This window comes from Amycolatopsis vastitatis (assembly GCF_002234595.1).
GTDB classification, from domain to species: Bacteria; Actinomycetota; Actinomycetes; order Mycobacteriales; family Pseudonocardiaceae; genus Amycolatopsis; species Amycolatopsis vastitatis.
In genome coordinates, this window is sequence record NZ_NMUL01000041.1 from 23,223 (window position 1) to 41,759 (window position 18,537).

Annotated in this window: 13 protein-coding genes and 2 pseudogenes; 7 read left to right on the forward strand and 8 right to left on the reverse strand. The window is 72.8% G+C overall.

Features of this window, described 5'->3' with window-relative positions:
- Positions 1 to 22: 22 nt before the first annotated feature.
- On the forward strand, positions 23 to 1,099 hold the full coding sequence (locus tag CF165_RS34995; RefSeq protein ID WP_093951873.1) for an alpha/beta hydrolase: 1,077 nt from the start codon (positions 23 to 25) through the stop codon (positions 1,097 to 1,099).
- 118 nt (positions 1,100 to 1,217) lie between these two features.
- Here the strand turns inward: CF165_RS34995 and CF165_RS35000 are convergent, their stop codons facing one another.
- The 4 genes and pseudogenes from CF165_RS35000 to CF165_RS52900 all read right to left on the reverse strand — a co-directional run.
- Positions 1,218 to 2,342: a sensor histidine kinase gene (locus CF165_RS35000; RefSeq protein ID WP_093951874.1), complete on the reverse strand. Its 1,125-nt coding sequence runs from the start codon at positions 2,340 to 2,342 to the stop codon at positions 1,218 to 1,220.
- On the reverse strand, positions 2,339 to 3,016 hold the full coding sequence (locus tag CF165_RS35005) for a response regulator transcription factor (protein WP_167441650.1): 678 nt from the start codon (positions 3,014 to 3,016) through the stop codon (positions 2,339 to 2,341). Before CF165_RS35005 ends, CF165_RS35000 begins: the two co-directional genes overlap by 4 nt.
- A 35-nt stretch (positions 3,017 to 3,051) precedes the next feature.
- Positions 3,052 to 4,209 (reverse strand): helix-turn-helix domain-containing protein, encoded by a 1,158-nt coding sequence (locus CF165_RS35010; protein WP_240521933.1) that lies wholly within the window; start codon positions 4,207 to 4,209, stop codon positions 3,052 to 3,054.
- A gap of 79 nt (positions 4,210 to 4,288) precedes the next feature.
- A pseudogene (locus tag CF165_RS52900) lies at positions 4,289 to 4,564 on the reverse strand (PucR family transcriptional regulator ligand-binding domain-containing protein); the annotation flags it as partial.
- Positions 4,565 to 4,661: 97 nt separating this feature from the next.
- Here CF165_RS52900 and CF165_RS35015 point away from each other — a divergent pair.
- From CF165_RS35015 to CF165_RS35030, 4 genes and pseudogenes are all read left to right on the forward strand, one after another.
- Positions 4,662 to 6,113, forward strand: a complete 1,452-nt coding sequence (locus CF165_RS35015) for a sodium:solute symporter family protein (RefSeq protein ID WP_093951876.1) — start codon at positions 4,662 to 4,664, stop codon at positions 6,111 to 6,113.
- A complete protein-coding gene (gene speB / locus CF165_RS35020) occupies positions 6,106 to 7,050 on the forward strand; it encodes an agmatinase (protein ID WP_093951877.1) in 945 nt (314 codons plus the stop codon). The genes CF165_RS35015 and speB overlap by 8 nt, the downstream gene beginning before the upstream one ends.
- Positions 7,047 to 8,690, forward strand: coding sequence for a thiamine pyrophosphate-binding protein (locus CF165_RS35025; RefSeq protein WP_093951878.1), 1,644 nt, complete (start codon positions 7,047 to 7,049; stop codon positions 8,688 to 8,690). Before speB ends, CF165_RS35025 begins: the two co-directional genes overlap by 4 nt.
- Positions 8,687 to 10,044 (forward strand): annotated as a pseudogene (locus CF165_RS35030) (aminobutyraldehyde dehydrogenase). The gene CF165_RS35025 and the pseudogene CF165_RS35030 overlap by 4 nt, the downstream one beginning before the upstream one ends.
- A 168-nt stretch (positions 10,045 to 10,212) precedes the next feature.
- Here the strand turns inward: CF165_RS35030 and dxs are convergent.
- Positions 10,213 to 12,123 (reverse strand): 1-deoxy-D-xylulose-5-phosphate synthase, encoded by a 1,911-nt coding sequence (gene dxs, locus CF165_RS35035; RefSeq protein ID WP_093951879.1) that lies wholly within the window; start codon positions 12,121 to 12,123, stop codon positions 10,213 to 10,215.
- Between the two features lie 186 nt (positions 12,124 to 12,309).
- On the opposite strand from dxs, the gene CF165_RS35040 reads away from it, so the two are divergent.
- Positions 12,310 to 13,779 (forward strand): aldehyde dehydrogenase family protein, encoded by a 1,470-nt coding sequence (locus CF165_RS35040; protein ID WP_093951880.1) that lies wholly within the window; start codon positions 12,310 to 12,312, stop codon positions 13,777 to 13,779.
- 106 nt (positions 13,780 to 13,885) lie between these two features.
- A complete protein-coding gene (locus CF165_RS35045) occupies positions 13,886 to 14,323 on the forward strand; it encodes a hypothetical protein (protein WP_093951881.1) in 438 nt (145 codons plus the stop codon).
- Between the two features lie 280 nt (positions 14,324 to 14,603).
- On the opposite strand, the gene CF165_RS35050 is transcribed toward CF165_RS35045, so the two are convergent.
- From CF165_RS35050 to CF165_RS35060, 3 genes are all read right to left on the reverse strand, one after another.
- Positions 14,604 to 15,167, reverse strand: a complete 564-nt coding sequence (locus tag CF165_RS35050) for a TIGR03086 family metal-binding protein (RefSeq protein ID WP_093951882.1) — start codon at positions 15,165 to 15,167, stop codon at positions 14,604 to 14,606.
- A 73-nt stretch (positions 15,168 to 15,240) separates the two neighbouring features.
- Positions 15,241 to 16,428, reverse strand: a complete 1,188-nt coding sequence (locus CF165_RS35055) for a class I SAM-dependent RNA methyltransferase (RefSeq protein ID WP_093951883.1) — start codon at positions 16,426 to 16,428, stop codon at positions 15,241 to 15,243.
- Entirely contained in the window at positions 16,425 to 18,464 is a 2,040-nt protein-coding gene (locus tag CF165_RS35060) for an APC family permease (RefSeq protein WP_205661053.1), read from the reverse strand. The genes CF165_RS35055 and CF165_RS35060 overlap by 4 nt, the downstream gene beginning before the upstream one ends.
- Positions 18,465 to 18,537 lie beyond the last annotated feature (73 nt).

An 18,537-nucleotide genomic window follows, 5' to 3' on the forward strand; every position in this document is an offset into this window, starting at 1 on the left:
CGATGTATACGGTGTGAGACGGATGCTCGTGTGGTCGATCATGACCGGGCTGCGGTTCCTGCTGCGGCTACCGGAGCCGGTGCTGCGCGTGCTCGCCGGGCGGCCGGTGGTGGTGGACGGGCGCCAGCCGGTGCCGACCGCGCGGGTGCTGATCCGGGTGGCGCGGTTCGCGCCGTTCGACGCGCCGCACCACAACGGCGACCTCGCGCGGGCCCGGCGGGAGCTGAACCTGGCGGGCGCGCTCGCCGGCGCGGGGATCTGCCCGGGCGTCCGGACCCGCGGCTCTTCGTGGCCAGGGCCGGGCGGGCCGCTGCCGTTGCGGCTGTACGAACCGGACGGCGTCCCGGCGGGCGGACCGGCGCTGGTGTACTTCCACGGCGGCGGGTTCGTGCTCGGCAGCCTCGACACGCACGAAGGCGCGTGCCGGCTGCTGGCCGAGGAAGCCGGGGTGCGGGTGGTGTCGATCGGCTACCGGCTCGCCCCGGAACACCCGTTCCCGGCGGCGGCCACGGACGCGGTGGCGGCGTTCTCCTTCGTGCACGACCACGCGGCGGAGTTCGGCGTCGACCCGGACCGGCTGGCGGTGGGCGGCGACAGCAGCGGCGGCAACCTCGCGGCGGTGGTCGCCCACACGGCGGCCCGCGGCGAACTGCCCCGGCCGGTGTTCAGCCTCCTGCTCACCCCGGCGACCGACGCGCTCGGCGAGTCGGAGTCGCACCGGCAGTTCGGCTCGGGCTTCCGCCTCGACCGGGACGAGTGGAGCTGGTACCGAGCCCAGTACCTGCGCGACCCGGCCCTGTACCGGGACCCGCGCGCGTCGGTCCTCTACGACGACCACCTGGCGGGCCTACCCCCGACGTACGTGGCAACGTGCGGCTTCGACCTGCTCCGCGACGAAGGCGAGGCCTACGCGGCGCGCTTGGCTTCGGCCGGAGTCCCCCTGATCCACCGACGCCACGAAGGCCAGCTACACGGCTTCGCGAACCGAGTCGGCGTGGACCCGGACGCCCGAGCGGCCATGCTCCACGCAGCGGGAGTCCTCCGAGCAGGCCTCGCCCTCAGCCCTGCCCGTGATGAGGGAGACGACACGCGTGATTGAAGGGTCGACACGCGTGATTGAAGAGACGACACGACGAATCGAGCGAGCCGCGGAGTGTCGACCCTTCCATCACGGGAGATGACCTTCCAATCACGCGTGCTGACCCCTCGATCACGGGTCAGCGGACCGGGAGGTGGACCGTCACGCCCAGGCCGCCGCCCACGATCGGTTCGGCCGTGACCGTTCCGCCGTGCGCCGCCACCGCGGCGCGGACGATCGAGAGGCCCAGGCCCGCACCCGAACGGGCCGTGCGGGCGACGCCGGCGCGGCGGAACGGCTCGAACAGCTCCGGCACCGCCGCCGGGTCCACGAGACCGCCGGACGAGCGGACCCGCAGGGTCGACCACCGCGGCCCGGGCTGGGTGACGACGTCCAGCCAGCCGCCGTCGACGTTGTGCCGGACGGCGTTCTCCAGCAGGTTGCCCGCGATCCGCTCCAGCAGCGCGGGATCGCCGAACGCGGGCGCCGGCGGCGTCGCGAACGAAGCCCGGATGCCGCGCTGCTCGGCTTCGCGGTAGACCGCCCGCCAGGCCCGGTCGACGACCGCCGCCAGGTCGACCGGCTCGCGCACCCCGAGGCCGGCGCCGTCGGTGCGGGCCAGCAGCAGCAGCGAGTTGACCAGCTGCCCGGCCCGCTCGGTGGCGTCGCGGACCACTCCGCCCATCCGGCGCAGTTCGGCGACGTCGGCGTCGTCGTCGGCGAGGGTGACGTCCAGTTCCGTGCGGATCACCGACAACGGCGTCCGCAGCTCGTGGCTCGCGTTCGCGACGAAGTGCCGTTGCGCGTCGAACGCGGACTGGAGCCGGTCGAGCATGTCGTCGAACGTGCCCGCCAGCTCGGCCAGCTCGTCGCGCGAGCGGATCTCGCCGATCCGCTCCCCCAGCGACTCCACCGAGAGCCGCCGCGCGGTCCCGGTGATCTCGCGCAGCGGCAGCAGCACGCGCGAGGTGAACGTCCAGGCGAGGATCGCCGCGGCCGCGACGACCAGCAGGAACGCCAGCGAGCCGAACAGCAGCATCCGGTCGCGGGCGTGCACGCGCAGGTGCTCGGCGAGCGTCGAGGCGTCGACCTCCACGCCGTCGACGACGACCGTGCTGCCCGGCGGCATCTGCGGGACGGCGTCGAGCGAGTCCCGCACCAGCGTCCAGGCCAGCCAGAGCAGCAGCAGGCTGACGGCGGCGACCAGCACGGTCGCCAGCAGCGTGATCCGGGCGCGGAGCGTGCGGGTGCCCGGCAGGTTCACGCGCGCGAAGCGCCGGGCTCCGGCACCCGGTACCCGGAGCCGACGACGGTCTCGATGATCCCCGGCTCGCCGAGCTTCTTGCGCAGCGTCATCACGGTGACCCGGACGGTCGTGGTGAACGGGTCGGCGTTCTCGTCCCACACCCGCTCGAGCAGCTCTTCGCTGCTGACCACGGATCCGGCGGCCTGCAAGAGGACCTCGAGGACGCCGAACTCCTTGCGGGTCAGCTCGACCGGCCCGCTCGCGCGTCGGACGGTCCGCTTGGCCGGGTCCAGCTCGACGTCCCCGGCGGTGAGCAGCGGCGGCGCGGCCGGCGTGGCCCGGCGGCCCAGCGCCCGCACCCGCGCGACCAGCTCGGGGAAGGCGAACGGCTTGGCGAGGTAGTCGTCGGCACCCAGCGACAGCCCGTCCACGCGGTCGGACACCGAACTGCTCGCGGTGAGCATCAGCACCCGGGTCAGCTCCCCGGACGCGACGATCTCCCGGCACAGCTCGTCCCCGGACATCCCGGGCAGGTCCCGGTCCAGCAGCACGACGTCGTACCGGGTGACGGCGGCCTTCTCGTGCCCGTCGTCCCCGGTGAGCGCGACGTCCACCGCCATTCCCTCGCGGCGCAGGCCGCGGGCGATCGCGTCGGCCAGGGGTTCTTCGTCCTCGACTACCAAAACTCGCACGAGCCCACAATCCCATATTTTCCTGAGAGTGCCCTTTAAGGACCTTGTGCGTCCGGTGAGGCCCAGCGCAGCGCGAACCAGAGCCGCATCCGGGTCTCCGGGTCCGCCAGATCCACGTCCAGAGCCCGCTCGACCTGGGCGATCCGGTGCCGGACGCTGTTGCGGTGGACGCCCAGCTCGGCCGCCGTCGGCTCCCAGCCGCCGTGGTGGGCCAGCCACGTCCGCAGCGTCGGCACCAATGACCGGTCCCCAGCCCGGTCGAGCGCCACCAGTGGCTCCAGGGCCCTCGCCGCGAAGCCGCCCGCCACGGCCGGGTCCAGCAGGCCCTCGAAGTCCAGCGGCCCGCTGCCCGCCACGACCGGGCGGCCGAGGGCGCGGGCCCGCGCCAGCAGCAGGTCCAGTTCCGCCACCGCACCGGCCGTCCGGCCGGCCGGGACCGGCGAGCCCACCGCCGCGAGCCAGCCGTGCTCGCGCAGGTCCGCCAGCACCTCCGGCGCCGGGCCGGTCCCGGCGACGGCCGTGAACCGCGGCCCGGGACCGACCTCGACGAGCGGCGTGTCCAGCCGGGCCCGCAACCAGTCCGAGCGCTGGGCCACTTCGTCCGGACCCCGCCGGTACGCCGCCCCGGCGACCAGCCGGACGACCTCCGCGCCCAGCAACGACCGGGCCGCGTCCCCGGGGGACGCCCGGCCGAGCAGCAGGCCGGTGACCGCCGCGCCCAGCTCGGCCGCGTCCGAGCCCGCGCGGCCGACCAGGCCGAGCAGGGCGGCGCCGACGGCGAGGATCGCCCGGTCGGCACCGTCGAACCGCCGGGACCGGCCGACGACCACCAGGTGCGACGCCGTGGCCTGCGGGTACACCGGCTGGACGACAACGAACCCGCCGTCGAGGTCGGTGGTCGCGCTCCGGATCCCGCTGCCCGCCCGCACGGTCGCCATCAGCTCCCGCACCTCCGGCGGCAACGGCGCGGGCGCGTCATGCGCCGAGGCCAGCACGTCCCCGGCGCCGACCAGGGCGACCCAGGACCGCAGCACCGAAGCCAGCGACGACGTCAGCTCGCCGAGCCCCCCGCCCGCGGCGCGTGTCAGCGTCTCGCGCGCCGCCGTGATCCGCCGCTGTTCCCGCTGCCCGGCCTCGGTCAGCGCGACCGAGACCGCCCGGTTGACCGCCAGGAACGGCGTGCGCGACGGCACCACCAGCAGCGGCAGCCCGTGCCGCGCAAGCCCGGCGCAGCGGCTCCGGCAGGGTCTCGTGCACCGTCGGGGTGAGCCCGAACCCCAGCGCCGTCACGCCGGCGTCGCGCAGGCCGCGCACGTACCGGTCGATCCGCTCCGGCAGGTTGACGCCCGCGGTGAGGATCAGCTCGCCGCCCAGCAGGTAGGGCGCGGGTTCCTGCAGCTCACTCACGTGGGCCCAGCGCACCGCGGCGTCCAGCGCGCCCGGCCGCAGTGTCTCGGGGACGACGTCGAGGGCGAGCTCCCGGTTGCCGAGCACGTCCCGTAACGGAACATTCACCTCGGTGGACGGCGAATCCGTGATCGAGGTCATTTCATCCTCACCGATGTCGATTTGGGGATGAATCCTCCCATGCCGAGGAGGTGGCGGGCGAACCTACGGTGGCTCGAAACGACGTGAGGAGGACACCGTGACCGGCGACTACGCGGTGATCGCGCTGTACATCGCGGGCATGCTCGGGGTCGGCTGGTACGGCCTCCGGCTCGCGAAGACGAAGTCCGACTACCTGGTCGCAGGACGGCGGCTGGGCTGGTTCATGTACTCCGGCACGATGTCGGCCGTCGTCCTCGGCGGCGCGTCGACGGTCGGCGGCGTCAAGCTCGGGTACAAGTTCGGCATCTCCGGCATGTGGCTGGTGGTCAGCATCGGCGTCGGCATCCTCGTGCTGCACGCGCTGTTCGCGCGCCGGCTGGTGAAGCTGAAGGTCTACACCGTCGGCGAGATGCTCGACCTGCGCTACGGCGGCCGCACCAGCGCCGTGTCGGGCGTCGTGATGTGGGGCTACACGCTGATGCTCACGGTCACCTCGACGCTGGCGTTCGCGACCATCTTCAAGGTGCTGTTCGACCTGCCGAACTGGGCCGGGATCGCCGTCGGCGGCTCGATCGTCGTGCTCTATTCGGTGCTCGGCGGCATGTGGTCGATCACGCTCACCGACATCGCCCAGTTCGTCATCAAGACCATCGGCATCCTGGCGATCCTGCTGCCGGTCGCGATCAGCTCAGCCGGCGGCTTCTCCGGCATGAGCGCCAAGCTCGACGCGAGCTTCTTCAGCTTCACCTCGATCGGCACCGACACGATCATCACCTACTTCGTCATCTACACGTTCGGCCTGCTGATCGGCCAGGACATCTGGCAGCGCGTGTTCACCGCCCGCACGCCGGCGATCGCGACGTCCGGCGGGATCACCTCCGGCGTCTACTGCCTGGTCTACGGCCTGGCCGGCGCCCTGATCGGCACCGCGGCGCACGCGCTGTACCCGGACATCGCCAGCGCGCAGGACGCCTTCGCGACGATCGTCGAGCGGCTGCTGCCGACCGGCGTCCGCGGCCTGGTGCTGGCCGCCGCGCTCTCGGCGATGATGTCGACGGCGAGCGGCGCGCTGATCGCCTGCTCGACGACGACGACGTCGGACCTGCTCACCAAGGTCGGTCTCAAGAAGGGCGGCGAGGTGGCCCGCAACCGTGTCACCACGCTGGTGCTCGGTCTGGTCGCCATCGGTATCGCCATGATGGTCGACGATGTCGTCAACGCGCTGACGATCGCCTACGACATCCTCGTCGGCGGCCTGCTGGTGGCGATCGTCGGCGCGCTGTTCTGGAAGCGCGGCACCCGGCAGGGCGCGTACGCGTCGATGGTCGCCGGCACCGTGTGCGTGGTGGCGTTCATGATCATCGACGGCGTGGACGCCAACACCCCGATCTACTGGGGCCTGGGCACGAGCCTGGTGGTCTACCTGGCCGTCAGCTTCGCCACGCCCCGCACGTCCGACGCGATCCTCACCGTGTGGACCCGCCGGCTGAACGGCGAAGCCGAAACCACGCCCGACCCGGCCCGGGAACAGGAGCCCACCAGTGCCTAACATCGGACCCCTCGACTCCTCGCGCATCCCCCGCTTCGCGGGGTTCGCGACCTTCGCGCGGCTGCCGCGGATCGACCAGGTCGGCCACGCCGACGTCGCCGTGGTCGGGGTGCCCTTCGACTCCGGGGTGTCCTACCGGCCCGGCGCGCGGTTCGGCCCGGCGGCCGTGCGCGAGGCGAGCCGGCTGCTGCGGCCGTACCACCCGGAGCTGGACGTCTCGCCGTTCGCCGAACGGCAGGTCGTGGACGCCGGTGACATCGCGGTCAACCCGTTCAACATCGGCGAAGCGATCGAGACGCTGCAGCAGGAAGCCGAGGCGCTGCAAGCGAACGGGACGCGGCTGGTGACCGTCGGCGGCGACCACACCATCGCGCTGCCGCTGCTGCGGGCGGCGGCGAAGAAGCACGGCCCCGTCGCCCTGCTGCACTTCGACGCGCACCTCGACACCTGGGACACCTACTTCGGCGAGCCGTACACGCACGGCACCCCGTTCCGGCGGGCGTCCGAGGAAGGCATCCTCGACACGAGCGCGCTGTCGCACGTCGGGACGCGCGGGCCGCTGTACGGCAAGCGCGACCTCGAAGAGGACCGGCGGCTGGGCTTCGGCATCGTCACCTCCGGCGACGTCCTGCGCCGCGGGGTGGCCGAGACCGTCGACGCGCTGCGGCAGCGCATCGGCGACCGCCCGCTGTACGTCTCCGTCGACATCGACGTGCTCGACCCGGCCCACGCGCCCGGCACCGGCACGCCCGAGGCGGGCGGGCTGACCAGCCGCGAGCTGCTGGAGATCCTGCGTGGTTTGCGGGACCTCAACCTGGTCGGCGCGGACGTCGTCGAGCTGGCCCCGGCCTACGACCACGCCGAGATCACCGCCATCGCGGCCTCCCACGTCGCCTACGACCTGGTGAGCCTGCTGACCCTGGGGAAGGGCGCATGACGCGCATCGGCGGCGACGTCGTCGTCGAGACGCTGCGGGCGCTCGGCGCCGACACGGTGTTCGGCCTGCCCGGCCAGCACGCGCTGGGCCTGTTCGAGGCGCTGCGGCGCGCCGGCGACCTGCGCGTGATCAGCGGACGCGTCGAGAACAACCTCGCCTTCGCCGCCGACGGGCACGCCCGCGCCCGGCTCGCGGCGAACCCGGACGGCCCGGTGCCGGTGACACCCCTGATCGTCTCCACCGGCCCGGGCGCGCTGCTGACCCTGGCGTCCCTGCAGGAGTCCCGCGCCGCTTCGGTGCCGGTGCTCGGGATCTCCAGCCAGGTCCCGGTCGCCGGGCTGGGCGGCGGACGGCACGGGTACCTGCACGAGCTGCCCGACCAGCAGGCGAGCTTCCGCGACATCGTGAAGTCGGTCCACGTCGTGCGGCGCGCGAGCCAGATCCCTTCGGCTTTGCGGGAGGCGTGGACGTCGGCGGCGACCGCGCCCTACGGGCCGGTGTGGGTCGAAATCCCCCAGGACGTGCTGCTCGGCCCGGCCGGGATCCCGCCGATCACGTCGGTTTCGGCCACGCCCCCGGCACTGGAACCGCTGCCGGAACTCGTCACGGCGGCGGCCGAGCTGCTGGCGGCGGCGTCGAACCCGGTGATCCTCGCCGGGGGCGGTGCCCTGCGCTCCGGCGCGCACGCGGAGCTGCTGGCCCTGGCCGAAGCCCTGCGAGCGCCGGTGATCTCGACGTTCGGCGGCAAGGGCGTCTTCCCGTGGGGACACGAGCTGTCCGGGCGGTCCTGGCTGGAGGACTGGCACACCACGGAGTTCCTCGCCGCCGCCGACGTGCTGCTGGTGCTCGGCTCCGGCCTCGGCGAGCTGTCCAGCAACTACCGCGAGTTCGCCCCGCGCGGCCGGGTGATCCAGGTCGAGGCCGATCTGGGGAAGCTGGAGTCCAACTACCCCGGTCTCGGCATCCACGCCGACGTCCGGCTCACCGTGGGCGCCCTGCTGGAATGGGTCCCGATGCGGCCGTCCGACGGCCGGGCCGAAGCAGCCGTTTCCGGGCTCCTCTCGCGGGTCGAGTCGCGTTTGGACGGTCAGGACCTGGCCGCCGAGCGCAAGCTGGTCGACGACATCCGGGCCGCGCTCCCCGACGGCACGCAGACCTTCTGGGACATGACGATCGCCGCGTACTGGGCCTGGTCGGCGTGGAACCCCGAAGGCGCGCCGCTCCACACCGCGCAGGGCGCGGGCGGGCTGGGCTACGGCCTGCCGGGCGCGCTCGGCGGCGCGGTCGCCGGCGCTCCGACACTGGCCGTGTCCGGCGACGGCGGCGCGATGTACGGCGTCGCCGAGCTGGCCACCGCGGTGCAGCACGGTCTCGACGTCACGTGGCTGATCGTCGACGACGGCGGCTACGGCGTCCTCCGCGAGTACCTCACCGGCGCGTTCGGCCACACGACGGCCACCGAGCTGGCCCGGCCCGACTTCGTGGCGTTGGCTTCCTCCTTCGGCGTGCCGGCGTGTTTGTCCACTCCGGACACAGTGGGCACGGACCTGGCGAAGGCGCTGCGCGCACCGGGCCCGTCCGTCGTCGTCCTGCCCGCCCTGCTGAAGCTGTTCGCGCCGACCCACCTGGAGAAGGCATGACCCGCACGCTCGACCTGACCGATCCGGCGACCGGCGAGGTGTTCGGCACCAGCAGCGTCGCCTCCCAGTCCGATGTGGACGCCGCGCTCGAATCGGCCGCGCAAGCGTTTGCGGTGTGGCGGCGCAGCACGCCTGCCCAACGTCAGCTGGCCTTGCTGAAGATCGCCGACGCGGTGGAAGCCCGGGCTGCCGAGTTCGCCGGCCTCGAAGTGCGCGAGACCGGCAAGATCCGGTCCGTGGTGCTCGAGGAGGAGATCCCGGAGTGCGTGAGCGCGCTGCGGTTCTTCGCCGGCGCCGCGCGGCAGCTCGAAGGCACCGCGGCCGGGGAGTACGCGCCGGGCCACACGTCGGTGATCCGCCGCGAGCCGGTCGGGGTCTGCGCGCAGATCGCGCCGTGGAACTACCCGCTGATGATGGCGGTCTGGAAGATCGCGCCGGCCCTGGCCGCGGGCAACACGGTGGTGCTCAAGCCCGCCGAGACGACGCCGTCGACGGCCGTGCTGCTGGCCCGCGTCGCGGCGGAGTTCCTGCCTGCGGGGGCTTTCACCGTGCTGACCGGCGACCGCGACACCGGCCGCGCGCTGGTCCGGCACCCGGTCACCGACCTGGTCTCGATCACCGGTTCGACGCGCGCGGGCATCGACGTCGCCACTGTGGCCGCCGCCGACCTCAAGCGCACCCACCTGGAACTGGGCGGCAACGCGCCCCTGCTGGTGTTCCCCGACGCCGACCTCGCCGCGACGGCCGAAGGCATCGTCGGCGCCGCGTTCTACAACGCGGGCCAGGACTGCACGGCGGGCAGCCGGGTGCTGGTCCACGCCTCGATCCACGACGACTTCGTCGCTTCGCTGGCCAAGACCGCCGCGGCGCAGACACCGGGCGTCGACTACGGGCCACTGAACAGTGCCGCGCAGTTTTCCCGCGTCCAGGCCTGATCTCGCGGCTGCCGTCCCACGCGCGAATCGAGACCGGCGGGACGCGGTTCGGTTCGCGCGGGTTCTTCTTCTCGCCCACGGTGATCTCAGGCGTGCGTCAGGACGACGAGATCGTCCAGGAGGAGATCTTCGGGCCGGTGCTCACGGTCCAGTCCTTTTCGGACGAAGCCGCGGCCGTGGCGCTGGCCAACGGCGTGCCGTACGGGCTGGCGTCGTCGATCTGGACCCGGGACCTCGCCGTGGCGACCCGGGTTTCGGCCGAGCTGGACTTCGGCTGCGTGTGGGTGAACACGCACGGACCCCTGGTGGCGGAGATGCCCCACGGCGGCTTCGGCCACTCCGGCCACGGCAAGGACCTCTCGGCGTACGCCTTCGCCGAGTACACCCGCGTCAAGCACGTGATGACGCGGTTCGGCTGAGCACCCGCCCCGGTCGCGGCTCGGCGAGCCGCGCGGGGGCGCCCCCCGTTTTCCACGCTACCGGCGGCCACCGACAGTTTCGGGCCGAAATCCCGGCCCGGCGAGCGCGGCACCCACAACGCGAAGCGGCCCCGGGGAGCATCCCGGGGCCGCCGCGAACATCTCCGCTCAGCTGCGGTCGGCGTTCTTCTTCGTCGGTTCTTCCGAGCCGAGGCGGCCGGAGGCCCACTCCGTCACCCGGCGGGCCACGTCCTGCGCCGTCAGGCCGACGCGGGCCAGGACCTCGTCGCGGCTGCCGTGGTCGTGGAACGACTGCGGCACCGCCAGGTCCCGCAGCGGGACGTCGCACTCGGCGTCGCGGAACAGCGCCGCCAGCGCCGAACCGAAGCCGCCGTGGCGGCCGCTGTCCTCGACCGTCACCACCAGCTTGTGCTGGGCCGCCAGCGCCACCAGCTCGGCCGGCACCGGGAGCACCCAGCGCGGGTCGACGACCGTGACGCCGATGCCCTGGTCGGTCAGCCGGTCGGCGGCCGCCAGCCCGAGGTTCGCGAACGCGCCGACCGTCACCAGCAGCACGTCGGCGCCTTCGACCGGGCGCCGCAGCACGTCGACCGTGCCGATCCGCTCCACCGCCGTCACGTCCGTGCCGACCTTGCCCTTGGAGAACCGCAGTGCGGTCGGCCCGTCCGACACCGCGACGGCCTCGCGCAGCTCCTCGCGCAGCGTGGCCGGGTCGCGGGGCGCCGCCACCCGCATTCCCGGCACCATGCCGAGCAGCGAGAGGTCCCACATGCCGTGGTGGCTCGGCCCGTCCGGCCCGGTGATGCCGGCCCGGTCGAGCACCAGCGTCACCGGCAGGCGGTGCAGCGCGACGTCCATCAGCACCTGGTCGAACGCCCGGTTCAGGAACGTCGAGTAGATCGCCACGACCGGGTGCAGCCCGCCCATCGCGAGCCCCGCGGCCGAGGTGACCGCGTGCTGCTCGGCGATGCCGACGTCGTACCAGCGGTCCGGGAAGGCGTCGGCGAACTTGTCCAGCCCGGTCGAGCGCAGCATCGCCGCCGTGATCGCGACGACGTCCTCCCGCTCGGCGCCGATCTTCGCCAGCTCCGCGCCGAACACGCCGGTCCAGCTCGGGCCCTTCACCGGCGGCAGGCCGGTCTCCGGGTCGATCGGGTCGGTCTGGTGCATCTGGTCGTGCTCGTTGTTGACCGCGGGCGCGTAGCCGTGGCCCTTCTCGGTGACCACGTGCACGATCACCGCGCCGCCGAAGGACTTCGCGCTGTGCAGGGCCTTCTCCAGCGCCACCTGGTCGTGGCCGTCGACCGGGCCGAGGTACTTCAGGCCGAGGTCGGAGAACATCGCCTGCGGGCTGAGCGCGTCCTTCAGCCCGGCCTTCGCGGCGTGCAGCGCGGCGTAGATCGGCTTGCCGACGACCGGGGTGTGCTTGAGGATCTCGCGGCCGCCGTCGAGCAGCCGCTCGTAGCCCGGCTGCAGGCGCAGCGCGGCGAGGTGGTCGGCCAGGCCGCCGATGGTCGGCGAGTACGACCGGCCGTTGTCGTTGATCACGATGACGACCGGGCGGTCCTTGTGCGCGGCGATGTTGTTGAGCGCCTCCCAGCACATGCCGCCGGTCAGCGCGCCGTCGCCGACGACGGCGATCGCGTGCCGCCCGCCGCCGTCCAGCTCGAACGCCTTCGCCAGTCCGTCCACATAGGACAGTCCGGACGACGCGTGGCTGCTCTCCACCCAGTCGTGCTCACTCTCCGCGCGCGACGGGTAGCCGGTGATCCCGCCGGTCTGGCGCAGCAGGTCGAACCCGGCGGCGCGGCCGGTGACGACTTTGTGGACGTACGCCTGGTGGCCGACGTCCCAGACGATCGCGTCGCGAGGCGAGTCGAACACGCGGTGCAGCGCCAGCGTGAGCTCGACGACGCCGAGGTTCGGCCCCAGGTGCCCGCCGGCGCGGCGGACCTTGTCGACGAGGAAGTCCCGGATCTCGGCGGCCAGTTCGCCGAGGTCCTCGACACTCATGCGCTTCAGGTCCGCCGGTCCGTTCACGGACTCCAGCAACGTCACTCGTCTCCACCTCGCCTGCTCGGTTCACCCCATGTTCCGGCCAGTCTACGGAGACCCGCCAGGGAGGTTCCGTCCGCCGCGTCCGGCGTCACAACCGGAGCGCGACCGCACGTCAGCTCCCGGGGTGAACCTCGTCTCGGTGCGTCGCTGTGGCGGTCACGCCGCGTGGCCACGAGAATGGACCGCATGGCGGACTTCTTCATCGGCGGCGAATGGGTGGACGCGGTGGGCGGCGGACGGCGGGAGATCCGCTGCCCGGCCGACGGTTCCCTGGTCGCGACGGTCGCCGAAGGCACCGCCAAGGACACCGAGGCCGCGATCGCGGCGGCGCGCCGGGCGTTCGACACCGGCCCGTGGCCGGGCACGCCCGCGCAGCTGCGCGGTGACCTCCTGCTGCGCACCGCGGACCTGCTGGACCGCGACGCGGAGGCGTTCGCCCGCGCCGAGTCGCTCGACACCGGGAAACGCCTGGTCGAGAGCCGCTATGACATGGCCGACATCGCCGCCTGCCTGCGCTACTTCGGCAAGCTGGCGGGCCAGGACGCCGGGCGCGTCGTGGACACCGGCAACCCGGACGCGTTCAGCCGGATCGTGCACGAGCCGGTCGGCGTCTGCGGGCTGATCACGCCGTGGAACTACCCGCTGCTGCAGACCGTGTGGAAGATCGCGCCGGCGCTGGCCGCGGGCAACACGTTCGTGCTCAAGCCGAGCGAGCTGACCCCGCACACGGCGATCCTGTTCCTGAAGCTGCTGACCGAGGCCGGCCTGCCCGCCGGCGTCGGCAACCTGGTGCTGGGCGCGGGCGCCGAGGTCGGCGCGCCGCTGGCCGAGCACCCGGACGTCGACCTCGTGTCGTTCACCGGCGGGCTGGCCACCGGCAAGGTGATCGCCGCGGCGGCCGCGGGCACCGTCAAGAAAGTGGCGCTGGAGCTGGGCGGGAAGAACCCGAACGTGGTCTTCGCCGACGCGGACTTCGAGACTGCCGTCGACTACGCGCTGACGGCGGTGTTCCTGCACTCCGGCCAGGTGTGCTCGGCGGGCACGCGGCTGATCGTCCAGCGGGAGTGGCACGACGAGTTCGTGGCCGAGCTGGTGCGCCGGGCGGAGCGGATCCGGCTGGGCGGGCCGTTCGACGACCGCGCCGAGACCGGGCCGTTGATCTCGGCGGCGCACCGGGAGAAGGTCGAGCGGTACGTGGCCGCCGCGCTGGCGGAGGGCGCGGTGCTGCGGACGGGCGGCCGCCGTCCGGACGACCCGGCCCTGCAGGACGGCTTCTACTACCTGCCGACCATCCTCGACCAGGTGAAACAGGGTTCGTCGGCGGTCGTCGACGAGTCGTTCGGGCCGGTACTGACGGTCGAGACGTTCACCGACGAGGACGACGCCGTCCGCATCGCCAACGACACGCACTACGGCCTGGCCGGCGCGGTGTTCACGAACGACGCCTCGCGGGCGCAGCGCGTGGCCGGGCGGCTGCGCCACGGCACGGTGTGGATCAACGACTTCCACCCGTACCTGCCGCAGGCCGAGTGGGGCGGTTACAAGCAGTCCGGGTTCGGCCGCGAGCTGGGCCCGACCGGGCTCGCCGAGTACACCGAGGTCAAGCACATCTACCAGAACCTGCGCCCGGCGCCGCAGCACTGGTTCGCCGGCTGAGCGCTCCCCCGATCGGGATCCACTGAACGGCCCAGCCCGGAAAACGTGATCGGAAAGCCGTTTCCGGCGCTCTATGCTGCCTCCACCGCGACGCAGGGAGGCCGGAGTGGAGCAGCAGCGACCGTGGAACCGGCTCCGGGGCCCGCGCGCGGTGATCGTGACCGCGGCCGGGCTGGGGATCATCGCCGGGCTGACCCTGCGGACCGCCGACCACCCCGGGCTCCTCCCGCCGGGCACGCCCGACCCCGAACTGGACCTCGGCCTGCGGCTGGTGTGCGCGGCGGCGGTGCTGGTCGCCGGAACGCTCGCGTACCTGACGTTCGCCCGCAAGCGCGACGAGCCCCTGGCCATGGCGTGCCTGCCGGGGCTGGTCGTCACCGGCGTGATCCTGCGCCACCTGGTGGTGACGCTCCCCCAGGTGGCGCGCTTCGAGCCGGCCGCACGGATCGGCCCCGGCGCCGGGTCGTGGGTCCTGCTGGCATCGGGCCTGGTGATGACGGCGACCGGCTTGGCGGCCGCGTTCGCGGTCCGCCGCGCCGGCTGACGCCCGGCCGCGCGCACGCCACCACACCGAGCCGACCCTCCAGGCACACCAACCGACCCTTCCGGCACGCGAACCCACGCGAACCGACTGCCCCGGCACGCGAACCGACCCTCCAGCCACGCGAACCGACCGCCCCGCACCCGCCCACATCCGACCGAACCCGGCGCGAACCCGCCGGTTCGCTGCTTCGAAGGCCCGTCCAGCCCGGAACCAGGCCCCGCAAGAAACCACGTCGACCGAGCCATCCCGCGCTGCCGTAACCTCGGCCGCCTGCCGATCCTCAGCCGCTGACTCCTTTCCGTCCCAGGAACGCCGCCAGCCGGTCCGCCGCCGTCGCCCCTTCCGGTGCCTCCACCTCCGGGCCGAACGGCCCGCCGGGCTGCCTCGGCGCCGCCCCGAAGCGGGACCGCCACTGCTCCAGCGCCTGCGAGGCCAGTTCGGGCAGCAGATCCGTCGAAGCACCCGTCGCGTCCGCGATGTCCCAGCCGTGGACCACGTACTCGTTCACGCGCATGTGCACCAGGAACACCCCGGGCACCTCGCCCAGCGGGGTCGTCACCTTGCGCGTGAACAGGCCCGGCCCGGCCAGCACGGCCCGCGCCCGGGCCACCGACGCCGCGAACTCCGCCACGGGGTCGGCGCCCAGGTAGTCGCCGTCGGGGGCCGGTGGACCCGTGCCCGCCCAGAAGGCCACCTTCGCGTTGCCGTGTGCCAGGTGGTTCACCACCGCGCGGACGTCCCAGTCCGCGCACGCCGTCGGCAGCGTCCACTGGTCCGGACGGATGCCCGAGACCAGGCCGGTCAGGGTCGAAGCAGCTCGGTCGAAATCGTCGAGAGGAGTCATGCGCACAGTGTGCCGACCACCACCGACAGTTTCCGGAAGGCAGTTTCGGGAAGGCAGTTTCGGGAAGGCGGGGTCAGGAAAGCAGCGCCACGCACTCCACGTGGTGGGTCATCGGGAACGCGTCGAACGCCCGCAGGTCGGTCAGCCCGTACCCGTGCGAGGCGAAGATCGCCACGTCGCGGGCCAGCGCCGCCGGGTCGCAGGCCACGTACACGATCCGGTCCGGCGAGCCCGCCACGATCGACTCCACGACCGCCTTGCCCGCGCCCTTGCGCGGCGGGTCCAGCACCACGACGTCCACGGGCTTCTCCGCCGGCGCCAGCACGTGCTCCACCCGCCCGGCCCGCCACGAAACCTGCGGCAGGTCGGCGAGGTTCCGCTCGCCGTCGGCGACCGCGCGGCGACCGGACTCCACCGCCAGCACCCGGCCCGCGGAACCCACCTGCGCGGCCAGCACCGACGCGAACAGCCCGACCCCGGCGTAGAGGTCCCAGGCCGAGCCGCCCGCCGGCGCCTCCGCCCACTCCGCCACGACCGCGGCCAGCGTCGACGCCGCCGCCGGGTGGACCTGCCAGAAACCGTGGGCGTCGAGGCGCCAGTCGCGGCCCGCCGCGTGCTGGACCGCGACCCCGCCGGTCAGCTGCCGCGCCCGCACCTTCCCGCGCACCGTCGACAGCTCCCGCACGTGCAGGTCGCCGTCGCCGTCGGTGGTGACCTCCAGCTCGCTTCCCGGCCGCCAGCGCCGCGCGAGGACGTCGTCCAGCTCGCCGGGGACCGCGATCGGGCAGTCCTCCAGGGCCACCACCCGGTGGCTGTGGTGGGCGCGCAGGCCCGCGCGCCCGTCGCGGCCGGCGACCAGCCGGACCCGGCTGCGCCAGTCCAGCGGCCCGCCGTCGAGGGCCTCCACGACGACGTCCCGCTCGATCCCGGCCAGCCGCCGCAACTGCTCGGCCACGACCGCGGCCTTCAGCTCGCGCTGGTAGTCCGGCGAAGCGTGCTGCCAGTCGCAGCCGCCGCAGCCACCGGGTACGGCGAGCGGGCAGGGCGGCGGGACCCGGTGCGAAGACGGCGTCAGCACCTCGACGGCGTCCCCGCGGCAGAACGAGCCGCCGTTGTCCTCGGTGACCTCGACGCGGACCTGCTCGCCCGGCAGCGCGTGCCGGACGAACACGACCCGCCCCTCGGCGCGGGCCACGCAGTGGCCGCCGTGTGCCACCGGCCCGACCTCGACCTCGAGGACCCGGCCCAGCCAGCTCGTCATTCGGCGGGCTCCTTGGGCTTCGATGCGCCGGCGCCGGCCGGCTTGGCGTCGGGCGAGAACCCGCGGCGGACGTCACCGGCCGCCGGCCACTCGTTCCGGACGCGCGCGGCCGCCTTCGCCGACGACTCCAGCTGCCACGGCACGCTCGCCACGATCACGCCGGACTGGAACAGCAGGCGGCCCTTGAGCCGCAGCGCGCTCTGGTTGTGCAGCACCTGCTCCCACCAGTGCCCGACCACGTACTCCGGGATGAACACGGTGACCACGTTGCGCGGATTGTCACCGCGCACGCGCTTGACGTAGTCGAGCACCGGCTTCGTGATCTCGCGGTACGGCGACTCGACGACCTTCAGCGGCACCTTGAAGTTGTGCGCGTCCCACTCGGCGGTCAACCGGCGCGTGTCGGCATCGTCCACATTGACCGTCACGGCTTCGAGGACGTCCGGGCGCATCGCCTTGGCGTAGGCCAGCGCGCGCAGCGTCGGACGGTGCAATTTGGACACGAGGACGATCGCGTGGTTGCGCGAGGGCAGCACGGTCGGGGTGTCGCCGAGGTCCTTCAGCTCGTCGGCGACCCGGTCGTAGTGCTTCCGGATCGCGGTCATCAGCACGAAGATCGCCACCATCGCGGCGATCGCGATCCACGCGCCGAGCAGGAACTTCGTGATCAGCACGATCACCAGCACGGTGCCGGTGCAGGTGAGGCCGACCGCGTTGACGGTCTGGGAGCGCCGCATCCGCCGTCGCACGCCGGGGTCGGTTTCCTTGGCCAGCAACCGGTTCCAGTGCCGGATCATGCCGGCCTGGCTCACCGTGAAGGACACGAACACGCCGACGATGTAGAGCTGGATGAGCCGGGTGACCTCGGCGTCGAAGGCGATGATCAGCACCAGCGCGAACGCCGCCAGGAACAGGATCCCGTTGGAGAATGCCAGCCGGTCGCCGCGGGTGTGCAGCTGCCGCGGCAGGTAGCGGTCCTGCGCGAGGATCGAGCCCAGCACCGGGAAGCCGTTGAAGGCGGTGTTCGCGGCCAGCAGCAGGATGATGCCGGTGGAGAAGGAGATGTAGTAGAACGCCGGCGGGAAGTCGGCGAACACCGCGTGCGCGATCTGCGCGACGATCGTCTTCTGCTCGTAGCCGGCGGGCGCGCCGGCGAGCTGCTTCGCCGGGTCTTCGGCGAACTTCACGTCGGTGATCGTGGCGAGGGTGATGATGCCGACCAGCATCGTCACCGCGAGCACGCCCATCATCAGCAGCGTGGTCGCGGCGTTCTTCGACTTGGGCTTCTGGAACGCCGGGACACCGTTGCTGATCGCCTCGACCCCGGTCAGCGCCGCCGCGCCGGAGGAGAACGCCCGCAGCACCAGGAACGCGTACGCCACCCCCGCGAAGGTGCCCTCGGCGTTCAGCGTGAACCCGGCGCTCTCGGCCTTCATCTCGGTGCCGGTGACGGCCTGCACCAGGCCCCACACCACCATGACCATGATGCCCAGGATGAACCCGTATGTCGGGATCGCGAAGGCCTTCCCCGACTCGCGGATGCCGCGCAGGTTCAGCGACGTCAACACGACCACGATCACGATCGAGGCCAGCACCTTGTGCTGGGCGACCCACGGGACCGCCGACCCGATGTTGGCCACACCGGACGAAGTGGACACCGCGACGGTGAGCACGTAGTCGACGAGCAGCGCGCTCGCCACCGTGAGCCCGAACCGGCCGCCCAGGTTGGTGGTGGCGACCTCGTAGTCGCCGCCGCCGCTCGGGTAGGCGTGCACGTTCTGCCGGTAGGAGGCGACGACGACGAGCATGACCACGGCCACGGCGATGCCGATCCACGGCGCCAGCGCGTAGGCCGAGAGGCCCGCCACGCTCAGCGTCAGGAAGATCTCTTCCGGGGCGTACGCCACGCTCGAGAGCGCGTCGGAGGCGAAGATCGGCAGCGCGATGCGCTTGGGCAGCAGCGTGTGGGACAGCCGGTCACTGCGGAACGGACGTCCGAGAACCAGGCGTTTCAGCACGGTCGGGAACTTCGACACCACGAAAGCCTAACGGCACGGGGGCACGGTAGGTTCGGCGCTGGTAGGTAGGGGTAGCAACGGACGGGTAACC

Coding starts and splice junctions, on each gene's coding strand:
- CF165_RS34995 (WP_093951873.1), top strand. CDS start 23: ATGCTCGTGTGGTCGATCATGACCGGGCTGCGGTTCCTGCTGCGGCTA.
- CF165_RS35025 (WP_093951878.1), top strand. CDS start 7,047: ATGACGCGCATCGGCGGCGACGTCGTCGTCGAGACGCTGCGGGCGCTC.
- CF165_RS35040 (WP_093951880.1), top strand. CDS start 12,310: ATGGCGGACTTCTTCATCGGCGGCGAATGGGTGGACGCGGTGGGCGGC.
- CF165_RS35055 (WP_093951883.1), bottom strand. CDS start 16,428: ATGACGAGCTGGCTGGGCCGGGTCCTCGAGGTCGAGGTCGGGCCGGTG.
- CF165_RS35050 (WP_093951882.1), bottom strand. CDS start 15,167: ATGACTCCTCTCGACGATTTCGACCGAGCTGCTTCGACCCTGACCGGC.